The sequence below is a fragment of the Pseudarthrobacter sp. SSS035 genome (assembly GCF_023273875.1).
GTDB lineage: Bacteria > Actinomycetota > Actinomycetes > Actinomycetales > Micrococcaceae > Arthrobacter.
On the sequence record NZ_CP096882.1, the window covers coordinates 1,449,485 to 1,468,618 of the forward strand.

Here is a 19,134-nt window from a genome sequence, read left to right on the forward strand (position 1 = left end):
CCGGGGAGCCTCGGGCGGCGATGGCTGTTAGAGCAGTTCGTCGAGGTCGTTGACCACGCTCGTGGCTCCGGCGTCGAGCAGGGTCTGCCGACCGGCGCCGCGGTCCACGCCGATCACCGAGTGGAACTGCCCCGCGTGTCCGGCCTGGACACCCGAGACAGCGTCCTCAACCACCACGCACTCTTCGCTGGGCAGGCCCAGCAATTCCGCGGCGTACTGGTACGTGGCCGGGCTCGGTTTGCCGGGCAGGCCCTGGGCCGCAGCCACCACACCGTCAACCACTATTTCGAAGTACCCGTTCAGGCCGGCGGCTTTAAGCACAGCCGGAGCGTTCCGGGATGAGGAGACGACGGCGACCTTGAGTCCGCGGTCCACGGCGGCTTCCAGGAATCGCACTGAGCCCTCAAACGGCTCGACGCCGGCGCTGACGATGCCGTTGAAAACCTTGTTTTTCCGGTTGCCCAGTCCCTGGACGGTGGCGTTGGCGGCGTCCTGCTGGGTAAGGTCCTGCTGGGTGGCGTCCTGCCCGGAGTCCTCGGTGGAACCTTGACCGGTGGTGCCGTCACTGGGTGCTCCTTCGGGGAGCACGATGCCGCGCGACGCCAGGAAGTCCCGGACGCCGTCGAACCTGGGCTTGCCGTCGATGTGATCGAAGTAATCGTCCTCGCGGTAGCCGGGCACATCCGGACGGGACGCCAGGAAGCCCTCGAAAAGTTCCTTCCACGCCTGTTCGTGGACAGTGGCCGTGGGGGTCAGCACGCCGTCGAGGTCGAACAGGATGGCGGAGGCCGTGGTCCAGCTGGTGCTTTGGGCTTTCAGTACGTCAGTCATGCGCGGTGTCCTTTCAGACGGCGGGCAACAGGCGGGATGTCACGGGCGGGATGTCACGGGGCGGTAAGTAATGGGGCTATGTAAGCGGGGGCTGCGCAAACAGGCGGAACGTGGAAGAGCTGGCAGAAAAGCGGCGGGCAGCAAGGAGGGGTCCAAGCAAGGAGCGGAGGGGCGGCCACGATGCCGCCGGGTCAGCAGGGTCGGCTAAGGGCCACGGTAAAACCACGGCGGGCCGATGGGCTGCTTTTTAACGTCTTCTTCCATCATGAGCGCCTTGGCACGGCCTGACAACTTGGCGGAGCAGGCATCGTGGCGCAAGGCGGGCAGGAGGCTTGGATGGAGGCCTGGCACATGGCATCTGTCCGGCTGCCCTTTCCGACGGTTTCAAGGGCCCGCAAAGAGTGGGCCACGGACGAGTGTAAGCGCTTACAAATTTCTCGCGCAACTGTTTTTTCTCATATTGCGGTACCGGGCAAACGCCCTGCCGGCACAGGGTTCAACCGATCACGCGCTTGAAACGATGACGCAGGTCAGCCGAGCACATATTGGCGCAGGAACGCGCTGACGTCCACCATCTCCGTCTTGCTCATGGCGTGGCCCATGCCCGGATACGTCCTGGCGGTCAGCCGGGTGTTTTCGTTCAGCCATTGTCCGGTGTAGGCCGTGGCGTCCTCATTGATCACCAGGTCCGCCTTGTCCCGCCCCCAGAAGAAGGGCGGCGGGGCCGTGAAGGATTCGGTCAGGGACAGCAGCTCGTTTTCCAGCACAAAACCGGAAAGCCCAACCGTGGCCCTGTAATCCGCGGGATGGAGCCGGAGCAGCGTGCTGGCCATGGCCATCCCCTGCGAGTAACCCAACAGACTCACACTGCTGTGCTGGCTCCTGACAGAGTTAATCCACGCCTGGACGGTGTTGGTGGCAGCGATGACATCCGCGAAATCGTTGGCCAGGAAGTAGTCCAGCAGGAACCAGCCGTAGTGGTCGCCGATCACCATGGGTGCGCGCAGGGCAACACAAGTGAACTCGGCCGGCAGGTATTCGAACAGCCGCACCATCCGCGACTCGTCGGTGCCGTAGCCATGCATCATGACGAGCAGCGGTGTGCCGTCCCGTTCGCTTTCCGGCTTGGACCACGTAACTGTTTCCATCGGATCAGCGTAGCCAGTCCGGCGGGCCAGCGGCTCGCATCGACTCCTGCCGCGAATGTGCCGGAAAAGCCGCTCGCCCTGCTTGGCGCTCTATTCTGCCCCGGACCCCAGGCGCCCGGCCGCATCCTGCTGGACCGCAGCAGCCTTGGATGAGAAGTCGGCGATGGTCCGCAACTGCTCGTCGCTGTAGCCCTCCAGCAGGGCCGCCAGCCCGCCCATGAAATCCAGGAAATAAGGCGCTGCGGCAGAGGCCTGGTCCCCCACCAGTTCGATGAGCACCTTGCGCCTGTCCTCCTCATGCCGGACGCGCCGGGCCACACCCTTGGCCTCAAGCCGCTGCATCAGGCCGGTCACGGAGGCGGGGGCCAAGCCGGACCGCTCGCCGAACTCCCCCGCCGTCAGGGGGCCGAAGCGCATCAGAATGTCGATCGCCTTGCCCTCGGTGGCCGAGAGTCCCCGCAGTTCGGAGAGTTTCGTATGGAACATGACCGCCGCCGTCGACAGTTCCCGTCCTGACTCGTAGACCGCCTGAAGCAGGTCCTCACGCTGTGTCCGCATGCTCCGAGGCTAACAAATTATTTCGTACCACCGAAAGGATTGCCCTGGATCCTTTTTGCGAATATATTTCTTTTGAACGAACGAAATAAATTCAGTAAGGAGAACAGCCATGTTGATCTGCCTCATCATCGGGTCCGGCGTCGCGGGGCTGGCGACGGCCCTGTCACTGCAAAAGGCGGGGCACACCCCCGTTGTCTTCGAAGCGTACGGCGGCCCGTCGGACGGCGTCGGAGGCTTCCTTACCGTCGCCGTCAACGGCTTCGACGCCCTGGACACCCTGGGGCTGAAGCACGCCGCGGCAGGGCTGGGGTTCAGCACGCCGCGGATGTCCATGTACCTGGGCTCCACGGGACGCCACCTGATCGACTTCGAGTACGGTGGCGCCCTGCCCGACGGGACCACCGCCCGCACACTGACCCGTTCCGAGCTCTACAGCCTGCTCCGCACGGAAGCGACGCGGCGGGGCATCCGCATCCTGTACGGAAAGAGGCTCAGGTCCGTGACGGAAACCCCCGACGGCGTGACCGCAGCATTCGACGACGGAACCTCCGCCGAAGGCCACCTGCTGATCGGCGCGGACGGGCTGCGGTCCACCGTCCGGACGCTGATCGAACCCCAATCTCCGCCACCGCGCAGCGTCCCGCTGCTCAACACGGGCGGCATCGTTCCGGCCGGAACGATGCCCGCCGGCACCGCGGACACCTTGCCGGGGCAGATGAAAATGATCTTCGGCAAACGCTGCTTCTACTGCTACATGCAGGACCCGGACGGCCGGATCTGGTGGTTCGCCAATCCCTTACAGCGGGCCTCGGAGGATCCATCGAGGCTCGCTCCCGCGGCGGTGAGGGACTGGCTGGCAGGCCTGGTGTCCGCCGACAGGACACCCATGGCGGCCATCGTCACCGCCACACCCGACATCATCAGGCCATACTCCACCTTCGATTTCCCGAGCATCCCCCGATGGCACCGGGGCCGGATGGTCCTGGTTGGCGACGCCGCCCACGCCGCCTCGCCGTCGTCCGGACAGGGCGCCTCGATGGCCTTCGAGGACGCCGTCACCCTGGGCCGGGCCTTGCAGGGCATCAGCCCCGAAACCCATACCGGAGGCCTCATCGAGTCCGCGTTCACACGCTACGAGGGCGAGCGCCGCGAACGCGCCGAGGCCGTGGTGGAGTGGGGCCGGCGCAACGCGGCGCCAAAGATCCGCGGGCAGTTCAAGCGTGCGTTCGAGGACCTGATCCTGAAATCCGTGTTCCGCTCGCTCTCCCGGAAGGCCGCGGAGAACTTCGACTGGGTCTACCGGCACCACATCGACTGGGAAGCCGGGCCCGGCGCCGGATTTGAGGCCAGCGTTCCGCCCAACACCGGACAGATGAGGTAGCCTGACGCTGGAAAGCATGCTTAGCAAGTGCGGCGCACAGAACACTGCCGCACGCAGTACCGCCCCACAAGATCAGCGGACAACAAGGAGCAAGTCATGAGAATCGGTTCCTCCATCTTCCTTATTGCACTCGGCGCCATCCTGGCCTGGGCCGTCGCCCCAGGACTGATCCCCTTCATAGACCAGGTCATGGTGGGCTACATCCTGATGGCCGTTGGCGTGATCGGCCTGATCGCCTCCCTCATCCTGGCCTCACCGGGGCGCAGCCGCCGGGTCAGCGAAACCCGTTCGGTGGTTGATCCCAACACCGGCGAGCGCATCACCCGCAACGAAAGCCGCGACGGCGGCATCTAGCTCAGAACCACCCCGACGCCGGGCCGGACCACACAGGTCCGGCCCGGCTTTTCCGTTTCCGCGCGAAGACCCGGCCCGGCTTTCTGTGTTTTTGTGGCTTTCGTTGACAAACCAACATAGACACAGATAAAGTCAAGTAATTCAACATCATGTGATGCCAGTCACTGGACGTCACAGCCGCTGGGATTCAGCACTTTACGCAATGGAGGGTACGTGTTCGCCGAGGAGCGCCAGCAGAAGATCGCCGAGCTAGTCGCCGGCACGGGCCGGGTCAGCGTCACCATGCTGGCGGAGCGCTTCCGCATCACCACCGAAACCGTCCGCCGCGACCTCGCCGCCCTCGAAACCACCGGCACCGTGCGCCGGGTCCACGGCGGAGCAGTGGCGGCCGACCGCTTCAGCACCACTGAGGAAAGCATCATCGAACGGACCATCCAGCGCCCGGATCAGAAGATGCGCATCGCGCAGGCGGCCCTGGCCCTGATCCCCCAGGGCACGTCCGGCAGCATCCTGCTCGACGCCGGTTCCACCACCGAAGCGTTGGCCGACCTCCTCTCCCGCCGCGCCGCCGTCGAACCTTCCGCCGGCGGAAGTGGAGCCGAACTGGTGGTCATCACCCACGCCGTTCCCATAGCAGCCAAACTGTCCAGCGCTCCCGGAATCGCCCTCCAGATCCTGGGCGGCCGGGTGCGCGGCCTCACCCAGGCCGCCGTGGGGCAGTCAACAGTGGAGGCCGCGCAGCGGATGCGTCCGGACATCGCGTTCATCGGCACCAACGGCATCCACCCCACGTTTGGCCTCAGCACGCCCGATCCTGAAGAAGCCGCCGTCAAGGCAGCCTTCGTCCATTCGGCACGCCGCATCGTGGTGCTGGCCGATTCCTCCAAGCTGGACGCAGAAACCCTGGTCCAGTTCGCCTCCCTGAAAGATCTGGACACCTTGATTACAGACAGCGAGCCCAGCCCCGAACTGGCGGCAGCCCTGACCGAGGCCGGCGTCGACGTGGTGATCGCGTGATCGTCACCTTCACGGCCAACCCCAGCCTGGACCGCACGGTGGCCCTGCCCGGACCCCTGGAACGCGGCGAGGTCCAGCGCGCCGTCTCGGTCAGCCAGGAATCCGGCGGCAAGGGCGTCAACGTCTCCCGCGCCCTGGTTGCCTCCGGCCTGGAGACCATCGCGGTGCTCCCGGGCGCCGCGAGTGATCCCGTCCTCGCCGGGCTGCTCCACGATGGCGTGCCGTTCGCGGCCCTCCCCATCGACGAGCCGCTGCGAACCAACGTGGCGCTCACCGAGCCGGGTGGTGTGACCACCAAGATCAACGAGCCCGGACCCATCATGGATGCAGTCCAGCAGGAAGCCCTGATCGGTCTGCTGCTGGAACGCGCCCGCGGCGCCAGCTGGGTGGTCCTGGCCGGTTCCCTGCCTCCCGGCTTCCCGGCCGACTTCTACGCCACCGTCACGCGGCGGTTGCGGGCGGGTTCTGGTTCGGGAGCCGACGGCGGCGCGCCGCTCATCGCCGTCGACTCCTCCGGCGCGCCGCTCGCGGCCGCAGTCTCCGGCACCTCGCTGGATGGCATGTCCGGCAAACCGGACCTCCTCAAACCCAACGCCGAGGAACTAGCGGAACTGGCTGCTGCAGCCGGGTTCGCCACGGCGTCCACCGCAGACGAACTTGAAGCGGATCCGGAGGCCGCCGCAGCGGCCGCCGCCGCCGTCGTGCGTTCCGGTGTGGGTGCTGTGCTGGCAACTCTCGGATCCAAGGGAGCTGTCCTGGTAACGGCCGACGGCGCGTGGCTTGCCACGCATCCGCCGGTCGCCGCGGTCAGTACTGTCGGCGCGGGCGATTCATCGCTGGCTGGCTATCTGCTCGCCCACGGCCAGGGCGCCGCCCCGGCCGATTGCCTCCGTCAGGCTGTGGCACATGGTGCCGCCGCCGCTTCGCTGCCGGGTTCTACTGTTCCGGCAGTCCACCAAACCACCCCGGAAGCCGTAACCATCACGGCCCTTCGAAAGGATTGACAGTGACTCAGCTCATCACCACCGAACTGGTCGAGCTCGACCAGAACCTGGGCACCTCGCCCGAGGACGTGATCCGGCACCTGGCCAGCAAAGTTGCTGCCACCGGCCGCGCGTCAGAAGTTGAAGGCCTCTTCGCCGACGCATTCGCCCGCGAGCAGAAGACAGCGACCGGCATCCCCGGCGGCATTGCCATCCCGCACTGCCGCTCAGCCGCTGTCCTCGAACCCACACTGGCCATGGCCCGGCTTAACCCCAAGGTGGACTTCGGCGCCAAGGACGGCCCCGCGGACCTGATCTTCTTCATCGCAGCCCCCGAAGGCGCGGACCAGGAGCACCTGAAGCTGCTGTCCAAGCTGGCCCGGTCCCTGATCAAAAAGGACTTCACTGCCGCGCTACGTGCGGCGTCTTCCCGCGAGGAAATCGTGGAACTCGTGGACGGCGCTTTGGCGGACAAGCCGGCAGCCCATGCGGCTGCTGCTCCTGCTGAGGCGGCTGCTGCTGCCGTTTCGACAGACTCGGTTTCGACTAGCTCAACCACCGCGGGCCCCAGGCGCCTGGTGGCCGTGACCGCGTGCCCCACCGGCATCGCCCACACCTACATGGCCGCCGACTCACTGGTAGCCGCAGCCCAGGAAATGGGCGTGGACCTGCAGGTGGAGACCCAAGGTTCCTCCGGCGCGAAGCCGCTTGACCCTGCCGTTATTGCCGCCGCCGAAGCCGTGATCTTCGCGGTGGACGTGGACGTCCGCGGCAAGGAGCGCTTCGCCGGCAAGCCCGTCATCAACGCTCCCGTCAAGCGCGGCATCGACGAGCCCGCCAAAATGGTCCAGGAAGCACTTGCTGCAGCCACGGATCCGCACGCCCGCCGCGTACCGCACTTCGGTGCCGAAGAGCAGGCGGACCAGGAAGCATCCGAAAAGGGCGAGCACATCGGCCAGAAGCTGAAGCGGGCACTGCTCACCGGCGTTAGCTACATGATCCCGTTCGTTGCCGGTGGCGGCCTGCTGATCGCCCTGGGCTTCCTGCTGGGCGGTTACGACATTACTAAAGTCGCGGACACGGTGGTGCTGGAGAACAGCTTCTTCAACCTCCCCGAGGGCGGCCTCGCCATCTACCTCGGCGCTGTGCTGTTCAAGATCGGCGCCCTGTCCATGAACTTCCTGGTTCCCGCACTGGCCGGCTACATCGCATACGCCATCGCCGACCGGCCAGGCATTGCACCGGGCTTCGTGGCTGGCTCCGTGGCGTTCTTCATGGATGCCGGCTTCCTGGGTGGCATCATCGGCGGCCTGCTCGCGGGCTACATCGCCCACCTGATCGGGACCTGGCAGGTACCGCGCTGGCTCCGCGGCCTGATGCCCGTGGTGATCATCCCGCTGCTCGGCTCCATCTTTGCCTCCGGCCTGATGTTCCTGGTCCTCGGCGGTCCCATCGCGGGCCTCACGGCAGCCCTCAACGGCTGGCTCACGGGCATGAGCGGCGCCTCGGCCGTGGTCCTCGGCATCATCCTCGGCCTGATGATGTGCTTCGACCTCGGCGGCCCGGTCAACAAGGTGGCCTACGCTTTCGCTGTTGCGGGGTTGACCAACGGCAGCGCCGACAACCAGGCTCCCTGGCTGATCATGGGAACCGTTATGGCTGCAGGCATGGTCCCGCCGCTGGCGATGGCCCTGGCCACTGTCCTGGACAAGAAGCTTTTCACCCTGAACGAGCGTGAAAACGGCAAAGCGGCCTGGCTGCTGGGCGCGTCATTCATCTCAGAAGGCGCCATCCCGTTCGCCGCGTCCGACCCCCTGCGCGTCATCCCCGCCAGCATGGTGGGCGGCGCCCTCACCGGCGCCCTCTGCATGGCCACCGGCGTTACGTCGCAGGCGCCCCACGGCGGCTTCTTCGTCTTCTTCGCCATCGGCAATCTGCTGATGTTCATCATCGCCATCCTCGCCGGAATGGTGGTCAGCGCCTTGGCCGTCATCGCCCTGAAGCGCTGGGCTGCTGCCAAGCCGGCTGCTACCGTGGAGCCCGTTCCCGCAACGGTCTGACCCGGCCTTACCAAACAACGATTCACGGCGCTGAACGTACAGGCGCCGAAAGACAAAAGGAGCAACAATGTCAGAACGCACCGCAACCGTCGCCAGCCGCGTAGGCCTGCACGCCCGCCCCGCCGCCATCTTTGCGGAGGCCGCCGGCGAGTCCGACCTGGACATCACCATCGCCCGCCAAGGCGAGCCGGTCGATGAGGCAATGGACGCCGCGAGCATCCTGTCCCTCATGAGCCTGGGTGCCGCCCACGGCGACGTTGTGGTGCTCCGCGCCGAAGGTACCGGCGCGGATGACGCCCTGGCGCGTCTCGTCCAGATCCTGGAAACGGATCACGACGCCGAGTAGCGGCTCTGCGCCAGCGGCCGCCGTCGCGCCTGTCCCCTCTTCGGGGTAGGTACGACGGCGGCCGCTGGTTCTTAAGCGTCTGGCCCGACGAGGTAGCAGTAAGTGTCGTAATGGACGCTCATAACGACTTACTGCTACTCACTTGGGCTGCTTAGGGGCGTTCGGCGATCTTCTTGACGTCCGCCACGAGCATGTCCCACATGCCCTTGGAGTGCTCCGCCGCATCTTCGTTGGCGTTGTTGTCCTGTGAGAGCGTGAGCGTTGTTGCACCGTCCTGGTCCTCAAGGGTCCACGTGAGCGTGTGGTAATTTTCCGGCTTGTCCTCTTCGCCGCCCAGCGGACTGAAATGCGTGTGGACCAGCTGGCGGCCGGGATCCACCTCGAGGATCGTGCCCTTATCTTCGTAGGTTTTGCCTTCCCACTCGCCGCGCCACGCGATGGGGCTACCCTCCGTCCAATCCGTCTCCAGGTCCGCGCCGAACATAAATTCCTTCACGGCGGCTGGATCGGTGATGACCTTCCAGACTCGGTCCGCCGGAGCATCAATGGTGATGGTGGAGGTGGCTACGAGGTTCACGGGCACTACCGGGCCTCCTTGGCGGTCAAGAGCAGATATTCCCAGTCCATTTGCCATACGGCATCACCGTGGGCCTCGCCAAACGAATCGGCCAGTTCGGTCAGGGCTTTGTCCAGGGCCTGTGCCTTGTCCCGGTCGTCGCCGATGAACTTGTAGACCGAGATCGTGGGACCGTAGTGGGACTTGAAGTACCGCAGGAAGTCCTCCGGCTGGTGGAAACTGCGGATGGCCAACGTGCGCTTTTTCGCCTGGATATCGGTGATCCTGTCGCCGAAGAGTTCCCGCACGTGGTCTTCGCTGCCCCACAGCGGGGGCGGCTGGGCTCCGGGCGGAGGCGGCGGCGCGAACGGCTTCATGGTGGCAAACATCCTGCCAATGAAGCCTTCGGGCGTCCAACTGAGCAGGCCGATGGTGCCGCCGGGTTTGCACACCCGGACGATTTCGTCCGCACCGGCCTGGTGGTGCGGCGCGAACATCACACCCAGGCAGGACGTCACCACGTCGAATCTGTCGTCCTCGAACGGCAGGGCCTCTGCGTCTGCTTCCGCCCATTCAAGCTCGACGCCGCGATCGGCAGCCTGCCGGCGCCCGGCGTCGAACAGTTCCGGAGTCAGATCACTGGCAATCACCTGGGCACCCATCATGGCAGCGGGGATGGCCGCGTTGCCGGAACCCGTACCGACGTCCAGAACACGCTGCTTGGCTTTGACTCCGCACGCATCCACCAGGATGGCTCCGAGATCCAGGAGCATCTCACTAGCCAGCGCGGGGTAATCCCCTGAAGCCCACATGGCCCGGTGCTTTTGCTTCAGAGCCCGGTCTGCCTCGTCTACGTCCACTTTGTCATTCATGGTGGCGCCCCTCTCCTTTGACAGGCTTTTCCCTTGACAGGCTTCGAGTGACAGCACGCTGTTGCACAGGGCTGCAATGCGACCCATTGTGGCCGCAGCGGGGCGGGCTGTAAAGCGTCTGGGGCTAGGGCTCGGCGTGGAAGCAAGCAAACTTAGGGTTTCCTTGTGTTTCCCCAACCCCGGAATTAGCGTGGAAGCCTGACCAGCCATTACGGCGCTACGGCGTCCAGGATTTCCCGGTCCCGGCGAAGGAGGACGACATGCCCGGCAAAAAGAACCCTAGCCTGAAAGATCCTGAACTCTACGAGGAACTGCGCGAGGACGGCGCGTCCAAGCAGAAAGCCGCCCGTATCTCGAACGCGGTCGCCAAGAAAGGCCGCTCCGCGGTGGGCCGCAAGGGCGGGAAATCCGGCGACTACGACGACTGGACCGTCCCGCAACTCAAGGCCAAAGCAAAGGAAATAGGCCTCACCGGCTACTCAGCCAAAAAGAAGAGCGAGCTTATCTCCGCCCTGCGGAACTCCTAGGCGGCTGCCATCCCCACCAACACAGCGTGTTCGCGGCCTACGCATTCCCGGTCCGGTTTTGCGCGGACGGCCTCAAGCGCCCTTTCGCGCCCGCGTGGCGGTGGCCTTCGCCGCAGGCTTCGCGGCGGCGGTTTTGGTTTCGGAGGACTTCGCTGCAGCGGTCTTGGCACTCGTTGTCCTCGTCCCCGCAGTCTTGGCACCGGCTTTGGCGGGAGCCTTCCCGCCGGAACTGTCGGCACTTTCTCCTGTGCCGGCGTCGTCCGCGTCCCCGGAGGCCGCGTCCTCAGCGTCCGCATTGTCAGAGGCGGCAGGCTTCCCGCCGCCGCGCTTCCGCTCCAGGCTGCGCTTCAGCGCCTCCATCAGGTCGATGACCTCGCCGTTGCCGCCCTCACCCGCTTCCGCGCCGAACGTTTCGTCGGTATCGAGCGAATCGCCCTTCTCCAGCTTGGCCTCGATGAGCTTCCGGAGCTGCACCTGGTAGTCATCGGTGAAGTGCTCGGGTTCGAAATCCGCGGCCATGGACTCCACGAGGGCGGCGGACATTTCGCGTTCCTGGGCGGAAATCCGGATGGACGTGTCCAGAGCGGGGAAGCTGGCCTCCCGGACCTCGTCGGGCCACAGCAGGGACTGCAGCACCAGCACCTCGTCCTTGATGCGCAGCGCCCCCAGCCGTGTCTTCTCGCGCAGGGCGAACTGGACGATGGCCACACGGTCCGTATCCTCGAGCGCCCGGCGCAGCAGGACATAGGCCTTGGGCGACTTGGAATCCGGCTCGAGGTAATAGCTCTTCTCGAACATCATCGGTTCCAGCTGCTCCGACGGAACAAACTGGACCACCTCGATCTCGTGGCTGTTCTCCGCCGGGATGGATTTGAGCTCATCCTTGGACAGGACCACCGTGCGGCCCTCGTCCTCAAACGCCTTGTCGATGTCCGAATAGTCGATGATCTTGCTGCAGACCTCGCACCGGCGCTGGTATCGGATCCGGCCGCCGTCGGCACTGTGGACCTGGTGGAGGCTGATGTCGTGGTCCTCGGTGGCGCTGTAGACCTTCACGGGCACGTTGACCAGGCCGAACGCGATGGCACCTTTCCAGATGGCTCTCATCCCTCAAGTGAACATCACCCGGGGCCGGAGGTGAAGACCCATGGCCGGCCCTAAGGAGCGTGTCAGGGTGGCGGGGAGGGAACTGACGCTCACCAACCTGGACAAAATCATCTACCCGGAGACCGGCACCACCAAGGCTGATGTCCTGGCCTACTACGCCGCCGTGGCCCATGTTCTGATTCCCGCCGCGGCCAACCGGCCCGCCACCCGCAAGCGATGGGTCAACGGCGTGGGCACCGCCGGGCAACCCGGCGAGGTGTTTTTCCAGAAGAACCTGGAGGATTCAGCGCCGGGCTGGCTCCCCCGCGCCGCCATCACGCACAAGGACCGGACCATCTACTACCCGATGGTGAACGATCCCGCCACGCTCACCTGGTTCGGCCAGATCAATTCGCTGGAAATCCACGTCCCCCAGTGGCAGGTGGACTCCCACGGCAAGCAGCTGAACCCGGACCGCCTGGTCCTGGACCTCGATCCCGGCAACGGTGCCGGACTGGAGGAATGCGCCGAGGTTGCCCTTCTGGCTCGCGCCATCCTGCAGGACGTGGGCCTGGAGCCGGTGCCGGTGACCAGCGGCAGCAAGGGCATCCACCTCTACGCCGGCCTTGATGGGACGCAGACCTCCGATCAGATCTCGGACTTTGCCCACGAACTGGCCCGCGCGCTGGAAGCGGACCACCCGGATCTCGCCGTGAGCGACATGAAAAAGACGCTGCGCACAGGCAAGGTGCTGGTGGACTGGAGCCAGAACAGCGCCGCCAAGACCACCATCGTTCCGTACTCCCTGCGCGGCCGCCTCACGCCCACGGTGGCCGCCCCGCGGACCTGGCAGGAGATCGGGTCTGCCAAGCTCGAGCACCTCGACTACAAAGCCGTGCTGCGCCGGGTCAAGGCGGGAAAAGACCCGTTCGCCGCTGTCGACCGGGGTGCCGGGCACCCCGGGGACGCCGGGAACCCCAGTGCGAAGACGGACGACGGCGGCGCCCACGCCCGACTGGAGCGGTACCGGTCGATGCGGGACCCTGACGCGACGCCTGAGCCGTTCTCCGGCGCCTCCGGAAACGGGGATACTTTCGTGATCCAGGAGCACCATGCCAGCAGGCTGCACTTCGATTTCCGGCTGGAGCACGAGGGTGTGCTGGTGTCGTGGGCCCTCCCGAAAGGCATCCCGGAATCCGGCGGGAAGAACCACCTGGCGGTCCAGACCGAGGACCACCCTTTGGACTACGCCACGTTTGAGGGCACCATTCCCAGAGGCCAGTACGGCGCCGGCGAAGTCACTATCTGGGACCACGGCACGTATGAACTGGAGAAATGGATCAACGGCCGGGAGGTCATCGCCACGCTGACCGGCGCCGAGGGCGGCGGCCTGGGCGGCACCAAGAAGTTTGCCCTCATCCACACCGGCCGGGGGCAGGGCAGGGACGCCGAAGGGCAATGGCTCATCCACCTGATGGACAAGGACCACCACACCTTTCATCCGCGGCAGGCTCCGGCGGAGGGTGAGCCGGCGGAGGGCGCGGCGGATGATGCGGCGGCGGCGGCTTCCGGGGCTGAGCCTGCCGTGGACGTTTCCCCGGCCGCGGCCGTGCCTTCCCCACTGCGTGCTGAAGATTTCGGCCCCATGATGGCAACGTCCGGGACCGCCGCCGACCTGCACGGCAGCGACTGGCAGTTCGAACTGAAGTGGGACGGCGTGCGTGGCCTGCTGGTCGCGGACGAAAAGAAAATCCGGATCTTCAGCCGCAACGGCATCGACGTCACCGCAACCTACCCCGAACTGACGGACCGGACCTGCTGGCCGGCGGGCCCGTTCGTCGCCGACGGTGAGATTATCGCCGTCGGGCCTTCCGGCAGACCCGATTTCGGGCTGCTCCAGGGACGCATGAAACTGACCCGGCCGGCCGACGTCGCCAAGGCCCGCGCAGCAATCCCTGTCCGGCTGATGCTTTTTGACCTGCTGTCCGACGGCGGCGAGGACCTTCGCCGGCTGCCTTTCGCGAAGCGGCGGCTGCGGCTGGAGGAGTTCCATCGCCCGTCGGAGTGTCCCGTGGAGCTGTCCGCCGTCCTGGACGAGAGGATCGAGCACATCCTGGAGAGCGCGCAGGAGCTGGGGCTCGAGGGCGTGATGGCCAAGCGGACCGACAGCCGCTACGTCAGCGGGCAGCGGACCCGGACGTGGATCAAGATCAAGCTGGAGCAGTCCCAGGAAGTGGTGGTGGGCGGCTGGCGGCCGGGCAAGGGCGGGCGGCAGGGTTCGGTAGGTTCGCTGCTGGTGGGCATCCCCGACGGCAACAAGCTGCGGTATGTGGGCCGGGTGGGCAGCGGGTTCAGCATGCGCGAACTGGAGGAACTCCGGCAGAAGGTGGACGATCTGGCGCGCAAGACGTCACCGTTCGACGACGTTCCCCGCGAGGATGCCTCGGACGCCCACTGGGTGACGCCACGGCTGGTCGGCGAGGTGACCTTCGGCCAGTGGACGGGCAGCGGGAAGCTCAGGCATCCTGTGTGGCGGGGCTGGCGGCTGGACAAGAACGCCGACGAAGTAGTGCCGGAGGGCTAGTGAGGCTGCGTTGGCGACGCGCAAATTCTCCCGGGACACACAAAAGGCCTGGAGACACCCGAATCTTCGGGTGTCTCCAGGCCTTTTGTGTGTCGCCAGGTCAGATGTGCGTCGTCAGCGGGGGTGTTCCTAGGACGAGTGCGGCATCTGCGGGCGTCCGGTACGGTGCACGGCCGTCACTGCAGCTTCCTGGCCCACGCGGCCGTGGCCTTCACCCCGCTCTTTGGGGTGCCGGCGCTTGCCGTTGCCGTCCGGCCAGTGGCGTTCGCCGGCCATCGCCGTGGTCACCGCAATGGTGGCCGGGTCCGGCATGGTCGGGGTGTCCATGGCTGCCGCGAGATGGTCCGCGACCTCCGGTTCGATCTTTGGTCCAGCATGTTTTTCAGCCATTTTTTCTTCCTTCCGCAATGAAATGAAGTGGTTACCAATAGTAGGTCTGGCGTGCTGTCCTGGCGCTGGATTTACCAGCGGACCTTCTTCTCTGCCGGGCCCTGCTTGCCGCTGACATGGGTGGGCTTGTGGTTCTTGCCGACGCTCTGCAGCCCGGAGTCGCCGCCCCTGGATTTGCTGGCCAGCATGGCCCGCTGCGCTTCGGTCAGCCCGGCCCGGATGCCCTTGGCTTCGGCGTCGTCCTGCGCGGATTCGGGCTGGCTGGGCGTGTTGTTTGCAGTCATTTTGGTGGAACCTTTCTGAGGAGAATCAGTGTGTCTGACGAGATCAGCATGGACGGGGCCGGTGGTACCAGGCCGCAGGCGTCCGCCTACTCAAAAATCAGTGTTCCCATGGTTCAACAATAGGCAGTTTCAGGCTCGGTTGTGAACCCCCGGTTTCCGGCCTGTACATGGGGCCGGGTGGCGGCCGGAACTGGTGCCCGAACGGCCGTGGCGGCTGTCACTTTTCCGCGCGAATCAGGGGAAAAATGGCGCAAAAAAGGGGTCGTGGACAAAAAGATTCCGTAACGATGGGCCCGAACCGCCCGAATCCCAATGATGACGGGGCGAGAGCACCCAAAAGAAATCCCTGAAAACCGGTGGAAACCCTCTCTAAGGAAGGCACTTTACGGTATAAAACTCTCATTTGCCATGGAATCCGCGTAAAATTGGAAGCCTGCCCAGAGCGGGGCAGCTACAAGTCGCAAGCAAATGACCTCCATAGGAGTCGCCCAAATGCCCACAGACCGAAGCACGACCGACTCTTCAGCAGGCGTGAACAACGCCAGCCGACCCAACGACGCAGCACCAAATAACGCACTCCCCAGTGCGCGTAAACCGAAGATCCTTGCACGCCGCAGGCTCAAAGAGTCCGACGTGAATGTTGTAAACCAGCCCATGCTGAAAAAAGCGCTCGGCGGAACCATCGTGGGTAACACCATGGAGTGGTTCGACGTCGGCGTGTTCGGCTACCTGATCACCACCATGGGACCTGTCTTCCTTCCCGAGGCCGACAAGTCCGTCCAGACGCTGTTCCTGCTTGGAACGTTCGCTGCCACCTTCATTGCCCGTCCACTCGGCGGTGTTGTGTTCGGCTGGCTCGGCGACAAGATCGGGCGGCAGAAGGTACTCGCCGCAACACTGATGATTATGGCTGCCAGTACGTTCGCCGTCGGGCTGTTGCCCGGATACGCCCAGATCGGCATCTGGGCCGCTGCGCTGCTGGTAATCCTGAAGCTTGTACAGGGCTTCTCCACCGGCGGTGAATACGCAGGCGCCACCACGTTCGTGAGCGAATACGCCCCGGATAAGCGTCGTGGATTCTTTGCAAGCTTCCTGGACATGGGCAGCTACCTCGGCTTTGCCCTGGGTGCGGCGCTGGTTTCTGTCCTGCAGCTGACCCTTGGCCAGACAGCCATGGAGGAATGGGGCTGGCGCATACCCTTCCTCATTGCCGGCCCGCTGGGCCTCATCGCCATCTACTTCCGGAACAAGATCGAGGAATCCCCTCAGTTCCAGGCCACGCTGGATGCCCAGGAATCCATCGGGCAGGCCGCCGCAGCAGCTGACGTGGACGCCGCCAAGAGTCCGGTCGGAATCGTCAAGGCCTACTGGCGCTCGCTCATCGTGGCCATGATCCTTGTGGCCGCTGCCAACACCGCCGGGTACGCCTTGACGTCCTACATGCCGACGTACCTCACGGAGTCCAAGGGCTACGATCCCGTCCACGGCACACTGCTGACCATCCCCGTGCTGGTCATCATGGCCTTGTGCATCCCGCTGACGGGCAAGCTGTCCGACCGCATCGGCCGCCGGCCGGTCCTCTGGATCGGCGCCATCAGCACCGTGGTGCTGGCTACGCCGGCGTTCCTGCTGATCGGCATCGGTGACGTCTGGTCCACGCTGGCAGGCCTTTCGCTGATCGCGTTCCCGGTGACGTTCTATGTGGCGAACCTCGCCTCGGCATTGCCCGCACAGTTCCCGACAGCCAACAGGTACAGCGCCATGGGTATCGCCTACAACTTCGCAGTTGCCATCTTCGGCGGCACCACGCCGTTCATCGTGGCCGCGCTGATCACGGCGACCGGCGATGACATGATGCCGGCCTACTACCTCATGGCGACCTCAGCCATCGGGGCTGTGGCCATCTACTTCCTGAAGGAATCAGCCAAGCGTCCGCTGCCCGGCTCCATGCCCAGCGTGGACACCCAGGCCGAAGCCAAGGAACTGGTTGCAACTCAGGACGAAAACCCGCTGATCGACCTGGCCGACATGCCGTTCGAATCCCAGGACGTCACCGATGCCGCGGCCGCCAAGGTTCCGGCCGGAGTCTAGGCACCACAGTCTAAGCACCGCAACAACAAACCGGCCTGACCGGGCCGTCTTGTAGCCCGCGCTCAAAGGCCCGTCCCGCGCGCTTTCCTTGGGGGAAGCACGCAGGGCGGGCCTTAGCCGTGCCCGGCGCCGCCCTTCCGGCCGTGCCCACGCGACGCCCTGTGACCCAGCTAATGGTCAGCATTCCGGGCTTCTGCTAATTTTCGAACAAGGGCTTGAGGAATAGGTGGTGTTGGCTGTGCGCAGAGTCATGGCCCATGCCCGCACGCTGCACGCCCTGGGCCCGGCGAACAACGACCGGCTCTCGGCCGTTCGGGTTGCCCTCAGTGTGGCAGTGCCCTCCCTGGTACTCCTGGCCATCGGCCGTCCCGAGCTGACCATGTACGCGGTCTTCGGTGCCCTGACCGGCATGTATGGACGCTCGGAAACCCACCAGCTTCGCCTCAAGCACCAGGCGCAGGCGGCTGTGGTCCTGGTCAGCGGCATTTCGGTGGGTGTGTTCCTGTCCGTCAACCACCTCCACTCCTGGTGGCTGGTGCTTGTGGAGGCCGTGCTGGCCGGCGCCGGTTCCCTGTTCTCCGACAAAGTGAAGCTCAAGCCCAACGGACCGTTCTTCGGCATCCTGGCACTGGGCGCCTGCGCCTCGGTCCCAACCAATGTGCCGTTCCTGACGGCCGTGCTGATCGGTGCGGCCTCGGCCGCGTTCTCGATCCTGGTGGGCTTCGCCGGCTGGCTGCGGGTCCGGGCCTGGCAGGCCGGTGCCGTGCGGGATGCTCCGCGTCTCAGCGGTGAACTCCGGCAGGCTGCGCTGGTGCACGCCGCCCGCTATGTCCTGGCCGTCGGTGCCGCCGGAACCTGCGGTGTCCTGAGCGGCAGCGGCCACCCGCACTGGGCCATGGCCGCGGCCGCCGTCCCGCTCGCGGGGGCCGACCTGCCCAGCCGCGTCCACCGCGGGATCCACCGCATAGTGGGGACGTTCGTCGGTTTGGCACTGGTCGCCGTCGTACTTTTCCCGGGACCGTTGTCCCCGCTGCAGTATTTCCGCGGCCACACTGCCGCCGTGCTGGCGCTGCTGGTGATCGCTTTCCAGTTCCCCACCGAACTCTTCATGGCGCGGCACTACGGCTGGGCCATGGTCTTCTTCACGCCGGTGATCCTGCTCATGACGCAGCTTGCTGCGCCCGCGGACCCGGGCCTGCTGGTCACCGAACGCGCGGTGGAGACCTTTGTGGGCGCCGTGATCGGTATCGCCGTGGTGGTGACTGTCCGTGCGCCGCGGAGGGCTACTGCTTCGGACGCCGCGGCGGCCCGGAGGTAAACCGCGCCGGCAGCACGCGCGAGATGACGGCCACCAGTTTGTAGCGTTTGGTGGGGATCGAAACGCCCTTCCCGCGGGCGTTATCGGCGAGGCCGTCCCGGACCACCTGGTCCGCCCGCAGCCACAGCCAGCGTGGGGCGACCGATTTGTCCATGCCCATGCGGTCGTGGAATTCGGTGTGCGTGAATCCGGGGCACAGCGCCGTGACGTGCACGCCTCTCGGTCCGTAGGCCAGGTTGGCCCAGCGGCTGAAGATGACCTGCCAGCCTTTCGCAGCCGAGTAGCTGCCGCGGTTGGCGAAAGCCGACACGCTGGCCACGTTGATGATCCGCCCGGAATGCCGTTCCAGCATCCCCTGCAGGGCGGCATGGCAGAGCTCCATGGGGGTCTGCACGTGCAGGCGAAGGTGCCTCGTCTCGTCCGCCAAGGAGTTTTTTTCGAACGAATGCAGCAGTCCGATCCCCGCATTGTTCACCAGGACCTCAACCGGCCGCGCGGCGTCCGTGAGACGCCCGACGACGGCTGCCACCCCGGCGTCGTCCGTCAGGTCTGCGGGCAGCACCTCCGTGGAAACGCTGTAGTCACGCTCCAGTTCGTCGGCGATCTGCCGGAGCCGGGCGGCGTCGCGGGCCACCAGCACCATGTGGTGGCCTTCCTGCGCGAGCTGGCGGGCGAACTCGGCTCCCAGTCCTGCGGTTGCCCCTGTTACGAGCGCGGTGGTGGGTGTCTCCATGCGCCCAGACTAGCC

Annotated in this window: 19 protein-coding genes; 10 read left to right on the forward strand and 9 right to left on the reverse strand. The window is 65.6% G+C overall.

Features of this window, described 5'->3' with window-relative positions; translation table 11 throughout:
* Window positions 1-27: 27 nt before the first annotated feature.
* The 3 genes from MUN23_RS06585 to MUN23_RS06595 all read right to left on the reverse strand — a co-directional run bounded on the left by MUN23_RS06585 (window position 28) and on the right by MUN23_RS06595 (window position 2,537).
* Window positions 28-831 (reverse strand): HAD family phosphatase, encoded by an 804-nt coding sequence (locus MUN23_RS06585; protein ID WP_248763082.1) that lies wholly within the window; start codon window positions 829-831, stop codon window positions 28-30.
* 530 nt (window positions 832-1,361) lie between these two features.
* On the reverse strand, window positions 1,362-1,979 hold the full coding sequence (locus MUN23_RS06590) for an alpha/beta hydrolase (RefSeq protein ID WP_248763083.1): 618 nt from the start codon (window positions 1,977-1,979) through the stop codon (window positions 1,362-1,364).
* 90 nt (window positions 1,980-2,069) lie between these two features.
* A complete protein-coding gene (locus MUN23_RS06595; protein ID WP_248763084.1) occupies window positions 2,070-2,537 on the reverse strand; it encodes a MarR family transcriptional regulator in 468 nt (155 codons plus the stop codon).
* Window positions 2,538-2,646: 109 nt separating this feature from the next.
* Between MUN23_RS06595 and MUN23_RS06600 the strand changes: the two genes are divergently transcribed.
* The 6 genes from MUN23_RS06600 (at window position 2,647) to MUN23_RS06625 (ending at window position 8,678) form a co-directional block, all read left to right on the forward strand.
* Entirely contained in the window at window positions 2,647-3,918 is a 1,272-nt protein-coding gene (locus tag MUN23_RS06600; RefSeq protein WP_248763085.1) for an NAD(P)/FAD-dependent oxidoreductase, read from the forward strand.
* Between the two features lie 96 nt (window positions 3,919-4,014).
* Window positions 4,015-4,272 carry a DUF6458 family protein gene (locus tag MUN23_RS06605; protein ID WP_056348963.1) on the forward strand — a complete coding sequence of 86 codons (258 nt, stop codon included), beginning with the start codon at window positions 4,015-4,017 and terminating at the stop codon, window positions 4,270-4,272.
* Between the two features lie 213 nt (window positions 4,273-4,485).
* Window positions 4,486-5,289 (forward strand): DeoR/GlpR family DNA-binding transcription regulator, encoded by an 804-nt coding sequence (locus MUN23_RS06610; protein ID WP_248763086.1) that lies wholly within the window; start codon window positions 4,486-4,488, stop codon window positions 5,287-5,289.
* Window positions 5,286-6,293: a 1-phosphofructokinase family hexose kinase gene (locus tag MUN23_RS06615; RefSeq protein ID WP_248763087.1), complete on the forward strand. Its 1,008-nt coding sequence runs from the start codon at window positions 5,286-5,288 to the stop codon at window positions 6,291-6,293. The genes MUN23_RS06610 and MUN23_RS06615 overlap by 4 nt, the downstream gene beginning before the upstream one ends.
* Before the next feature lie 2 nt (window positions 6,294-6,295).
* Entirely contained in the window at window positions 6,296-8,332 is a 2,037-nt protein-coding gene (locus tag MUN23_RS06620; RefSeq protein WP_248763088.1) for a fructose-specific PTS transporter subunit EIIC, read from the forward strand.
* 67 nt (window positions 8,333-8,399) lie between these two features.
* Complete coding sequence (locus tag MUN23_RS06625; protein ID WP_248763089.1) at window positions 8,400-8,678, forward strand: HPr family phosphocarrier protein; 279 nt, start codon at window positions 8,400-8,402, stop codon at window positions 8,676-8,678.
* Between the two features lie 151 nt (window positions 8,679-8,829).
* On the opposite strand, the gene MUN23_RS06630 is transcribed toward MUN23_RS06625, so the two are convergent.
* Both MUN23_RS06630 and MUN23_RS06635 read right to left on the reverse strand, forming a co-directional pair.
* The gene (locus MUN23_RS06630) at window positions 8,830-9,261 is read right to left on the reverse strand and encodes an SRPBCC domain-containing protein (RefSeq protein WP_248763090.1); all 432 of its coding nucleotides are present in this window, start codon (window positions 9,259-9,261) and stop codon (window positions 8,830-8,832) included.
* Window positions 9,261-10,106, reverse strand: a complete 846-nt coding sequence (locus MUN23_RS06635; protein WP_248763091.1) for a class I SAM-dependent methyltransferase — start codon at window positions 10,104-10,106, stop codon at window positions 9,261-9,263. Before MUN23_RS06635 ends, MUN23_RS06630 begins: the two co-directional genes overlap by 1 nt.
* 260 nt (window positions 10,107-10,366) lie before the next feature.
* Between MUN23_RS06635 and MUN23_RS06640 the strand changes: the two genes are divergently transcribed.
* Complete coding sequence (locus MUN23_RS06640) at window positions 10,367-10,633, forward strand: Rho termination factor N-terminal domain-containing protein (protein ID WP_248763092.1); 267 nt, start codon at window positions 10,367-10,369, stop codon at window positions 10,631-10,633.
* Window positions 10,634-10,705: 72 nt separating this feature from the next.
* Here MUN23_RS06640 and MUN23_RS06645 read toward each other — a convergent pair whose 3' ends face one another.
* Complete coding sequence (locus tag MUN23_RS06645) at window positions 10,706-11,740, reverse strand: Ku protein (RefSeq protein ID WP_248763093.1); 1,035 nt, start codon at window positions 11,738-11,740, stop codon at window positions 10,706-10,708.
* A 40-nt stretch (window positions 11,741-11,780) separates the two neighbouring features.
* Here MUN23_RS06645 and MUN23_RS06650 point away from each other — a divergent pair, with 40 nt between their 5' ends.
* The gene (locus MUN23_RS06650; protein ID WP_248763094.1) at window positions 11,781-14,303 is read left to right on the forward strand and encodes an ATP-dependent DNA ligase; all 2,523 of its coding nucleotides are present in this window, start codon (window positions 11,781-11,783) and stop codon (window positions 14,301-14,303) included.
* Between the two features lie 129 nt (window positions 14,304-14,432).
* On the opposite strand, the gene MUN23_RS06655 is transcribed toward MUN23_RS06650, so the two are convergent.
* Together MUN23_RS06655 and MUN23_RS06660 are read right to left on the reverse strand one after the other, a co-directional pair.
* Window positions 14,433-14,693, reverse strand: a complete 261-nt coding sequence (locus tag MUN23_RS06655) for a hypothetical protein (protein WP_248763095.1) — start codon at window positions 14,691-14,693, stop codon at window positions 14,433-14,435.
* 71 nt (window positions 14,694-14,764) lie between these two features.
* Entirely contained in the window at window positions 14,765-14,977 is a 213-nt protein-coding gene (locus MUN23_RS06660; RefSeq protein ID WP_248763096.1) for a hypothetical protein, read from the reverse strand.
* A 492-nt stretch (window positions 14,978-15,469) separates the two neighbouring features.
* On the opposite strand from MUN23_RS06660, the gene MUN23_RS06665 reads away from it, so the two are divergent.
* Both MUN23_RS06665 and MUN23_RS06670 read left to right on the forward strand, forming a co-directional pair.
* Complete coding sequence (locus MUN23_RS06665; protein WP_248763097.1) at window positions 15,470-17,068, forward strand: MFS transporter; 1,599 nt, start codon at window positions 15,470-15,472, stop codon at window positions 17,066-17,068.
* Between the two features lie 238 nt (window positions 17,069-17,306).
* Window positions 17,307-18,386: an FUSC family protein gene (locus tag MUN23_RS06670; protein WP_248763098.1), complete on the forward strand. Its 1,080-nt coding sequence runs from the start codon at window positions 17,307-17,309 to the stop codon at window positions 18,384-18,386.
* Here the strand turns inward: MUN23_RS06670 and MUN23_RS06675 are convergent.
* Complete coding sequence (locus tag MUN23_RS06675; protein ID WP_248763099.1) at window positions 18,352-19,119, reverse strand: SDR family oxidoreductase; 768 nt, start codon at window positions 19,117-19,119, stop codon at window positions 18,352-18,354. The genes MUN23_RS06670 and MUN23_RS06675 overlap by 35 nt on opposite strands.
* Window positions 19,120-19,134: the final 15 nt, after the last annotated feature.

What these genes read in the sequence shown, in the direction of transcription:
- MUN23_RS06585 (WP_248763082.1), bottom strand. Translation starts at nt 831, where the DNA reads ATGACTGACGTACTGAAAGCCCAAAGCACCAGCTGGACCACGGCCTCC.
- MUN23_RS06590 (WP_248763083.1), bottom strand. Translation starts at nt 1,979, where the DNA reads ATGGAAACAGTTACGTGGTCCAAGCCGGAAAGCGAACGGGACGGCACA.
- MUN23_RS06595 (WP_248763084.1), bottom strand. Translation starts at nt 2,537, where the DNA reads ATGCGGACACAGCGTGAGGACCTGCTTCAGGCGGTCTACGAGTCAGGA.
- MUN23_RS06600 (WP_248763085.1), top strand. Translation starts at nt 2,647, where the DNA reads ATGTTGATCTGCCTCATCATCGGGTCCGGCGTCGCGGGGCTGGCGACG.
- MUN23_RS06605 (WP_056348963.1), top strand. Translation starts at nt 4,015, where the DNA reads ATGAGAATCGGTTCCTCCATCTTCCTTATTGCACTCGGCGCCATCCTG.
- MUN23_RS06625 (WP_248763089.1), top strand. Translation starts at nt 8,400, where the DNA reads ATGTCAGAACGCACCGCAACCGTCGCCAGCCGCGTAGGCCTGCACGCC.
- MUN23_RS06635 (WP_248763091.1), bottom strand. Translation starts at nt 10,106, where the DNA reads ATGAATGACAAAGTGGACGTAGACGAGGCAGACCGGGCTCTGAAGCAA.
- MUN23_RS06640 (WP_248763092.1), top strand. Translation starts at nt 10,367, where the DNA reads ATGCCCGGCAAAAAGAACCCTAGCCTGAAAGATCCTGAACTCTACGAG.
- MUN23_RS06645 (WP_248763093.1), bottom strand. Translation starts at nt 11,740, where the DNA reads ATGAGAGCCATCTGGAAAGGTGCCATCGCGTTCGGCCTGGTCAACGTG.
- MUN23_RS06650 (WP_248763094.1), top strand. Translation starts at nt 11,781, where the DNA reads ATGGCCGGCCCTAAGGAGCGTGTCAGGGTGGCGGGGAGGGAACTGACG.
- MUN23_RS06655 (WP_248763095.1), bottom strand. Translation starts at nt 14,693, where the DNA reads ATGGCTGAAAAACATGCTGGACCAAAGATCGAACCGGAGGTCGCGGAC.
- MUN23_RS06660 (WP_248763096.1), bottom strand. Translation starts at nt 14,977, where the DNA reads ATGACTGCAAACAACACGCCCAGCCAGCCCGAATCCGCGCAGGACGAC.
- MUN23_RS06665 (WP_248763097.1), top strand. Translation starts at nt 15,470, where the DNA reads ATGCCCACAGACCGAAGCACGACCGACTCTTCAGCAGGCGTGAACAAC.
- MUN23_RS06675 (WP_248763099.1), bottom strand. Translation starts at nt 19,119, where the DNA reads ATGGAGACACCCACCACCGCGCTCGTAACAGGGGCAACCGCAGGACTG.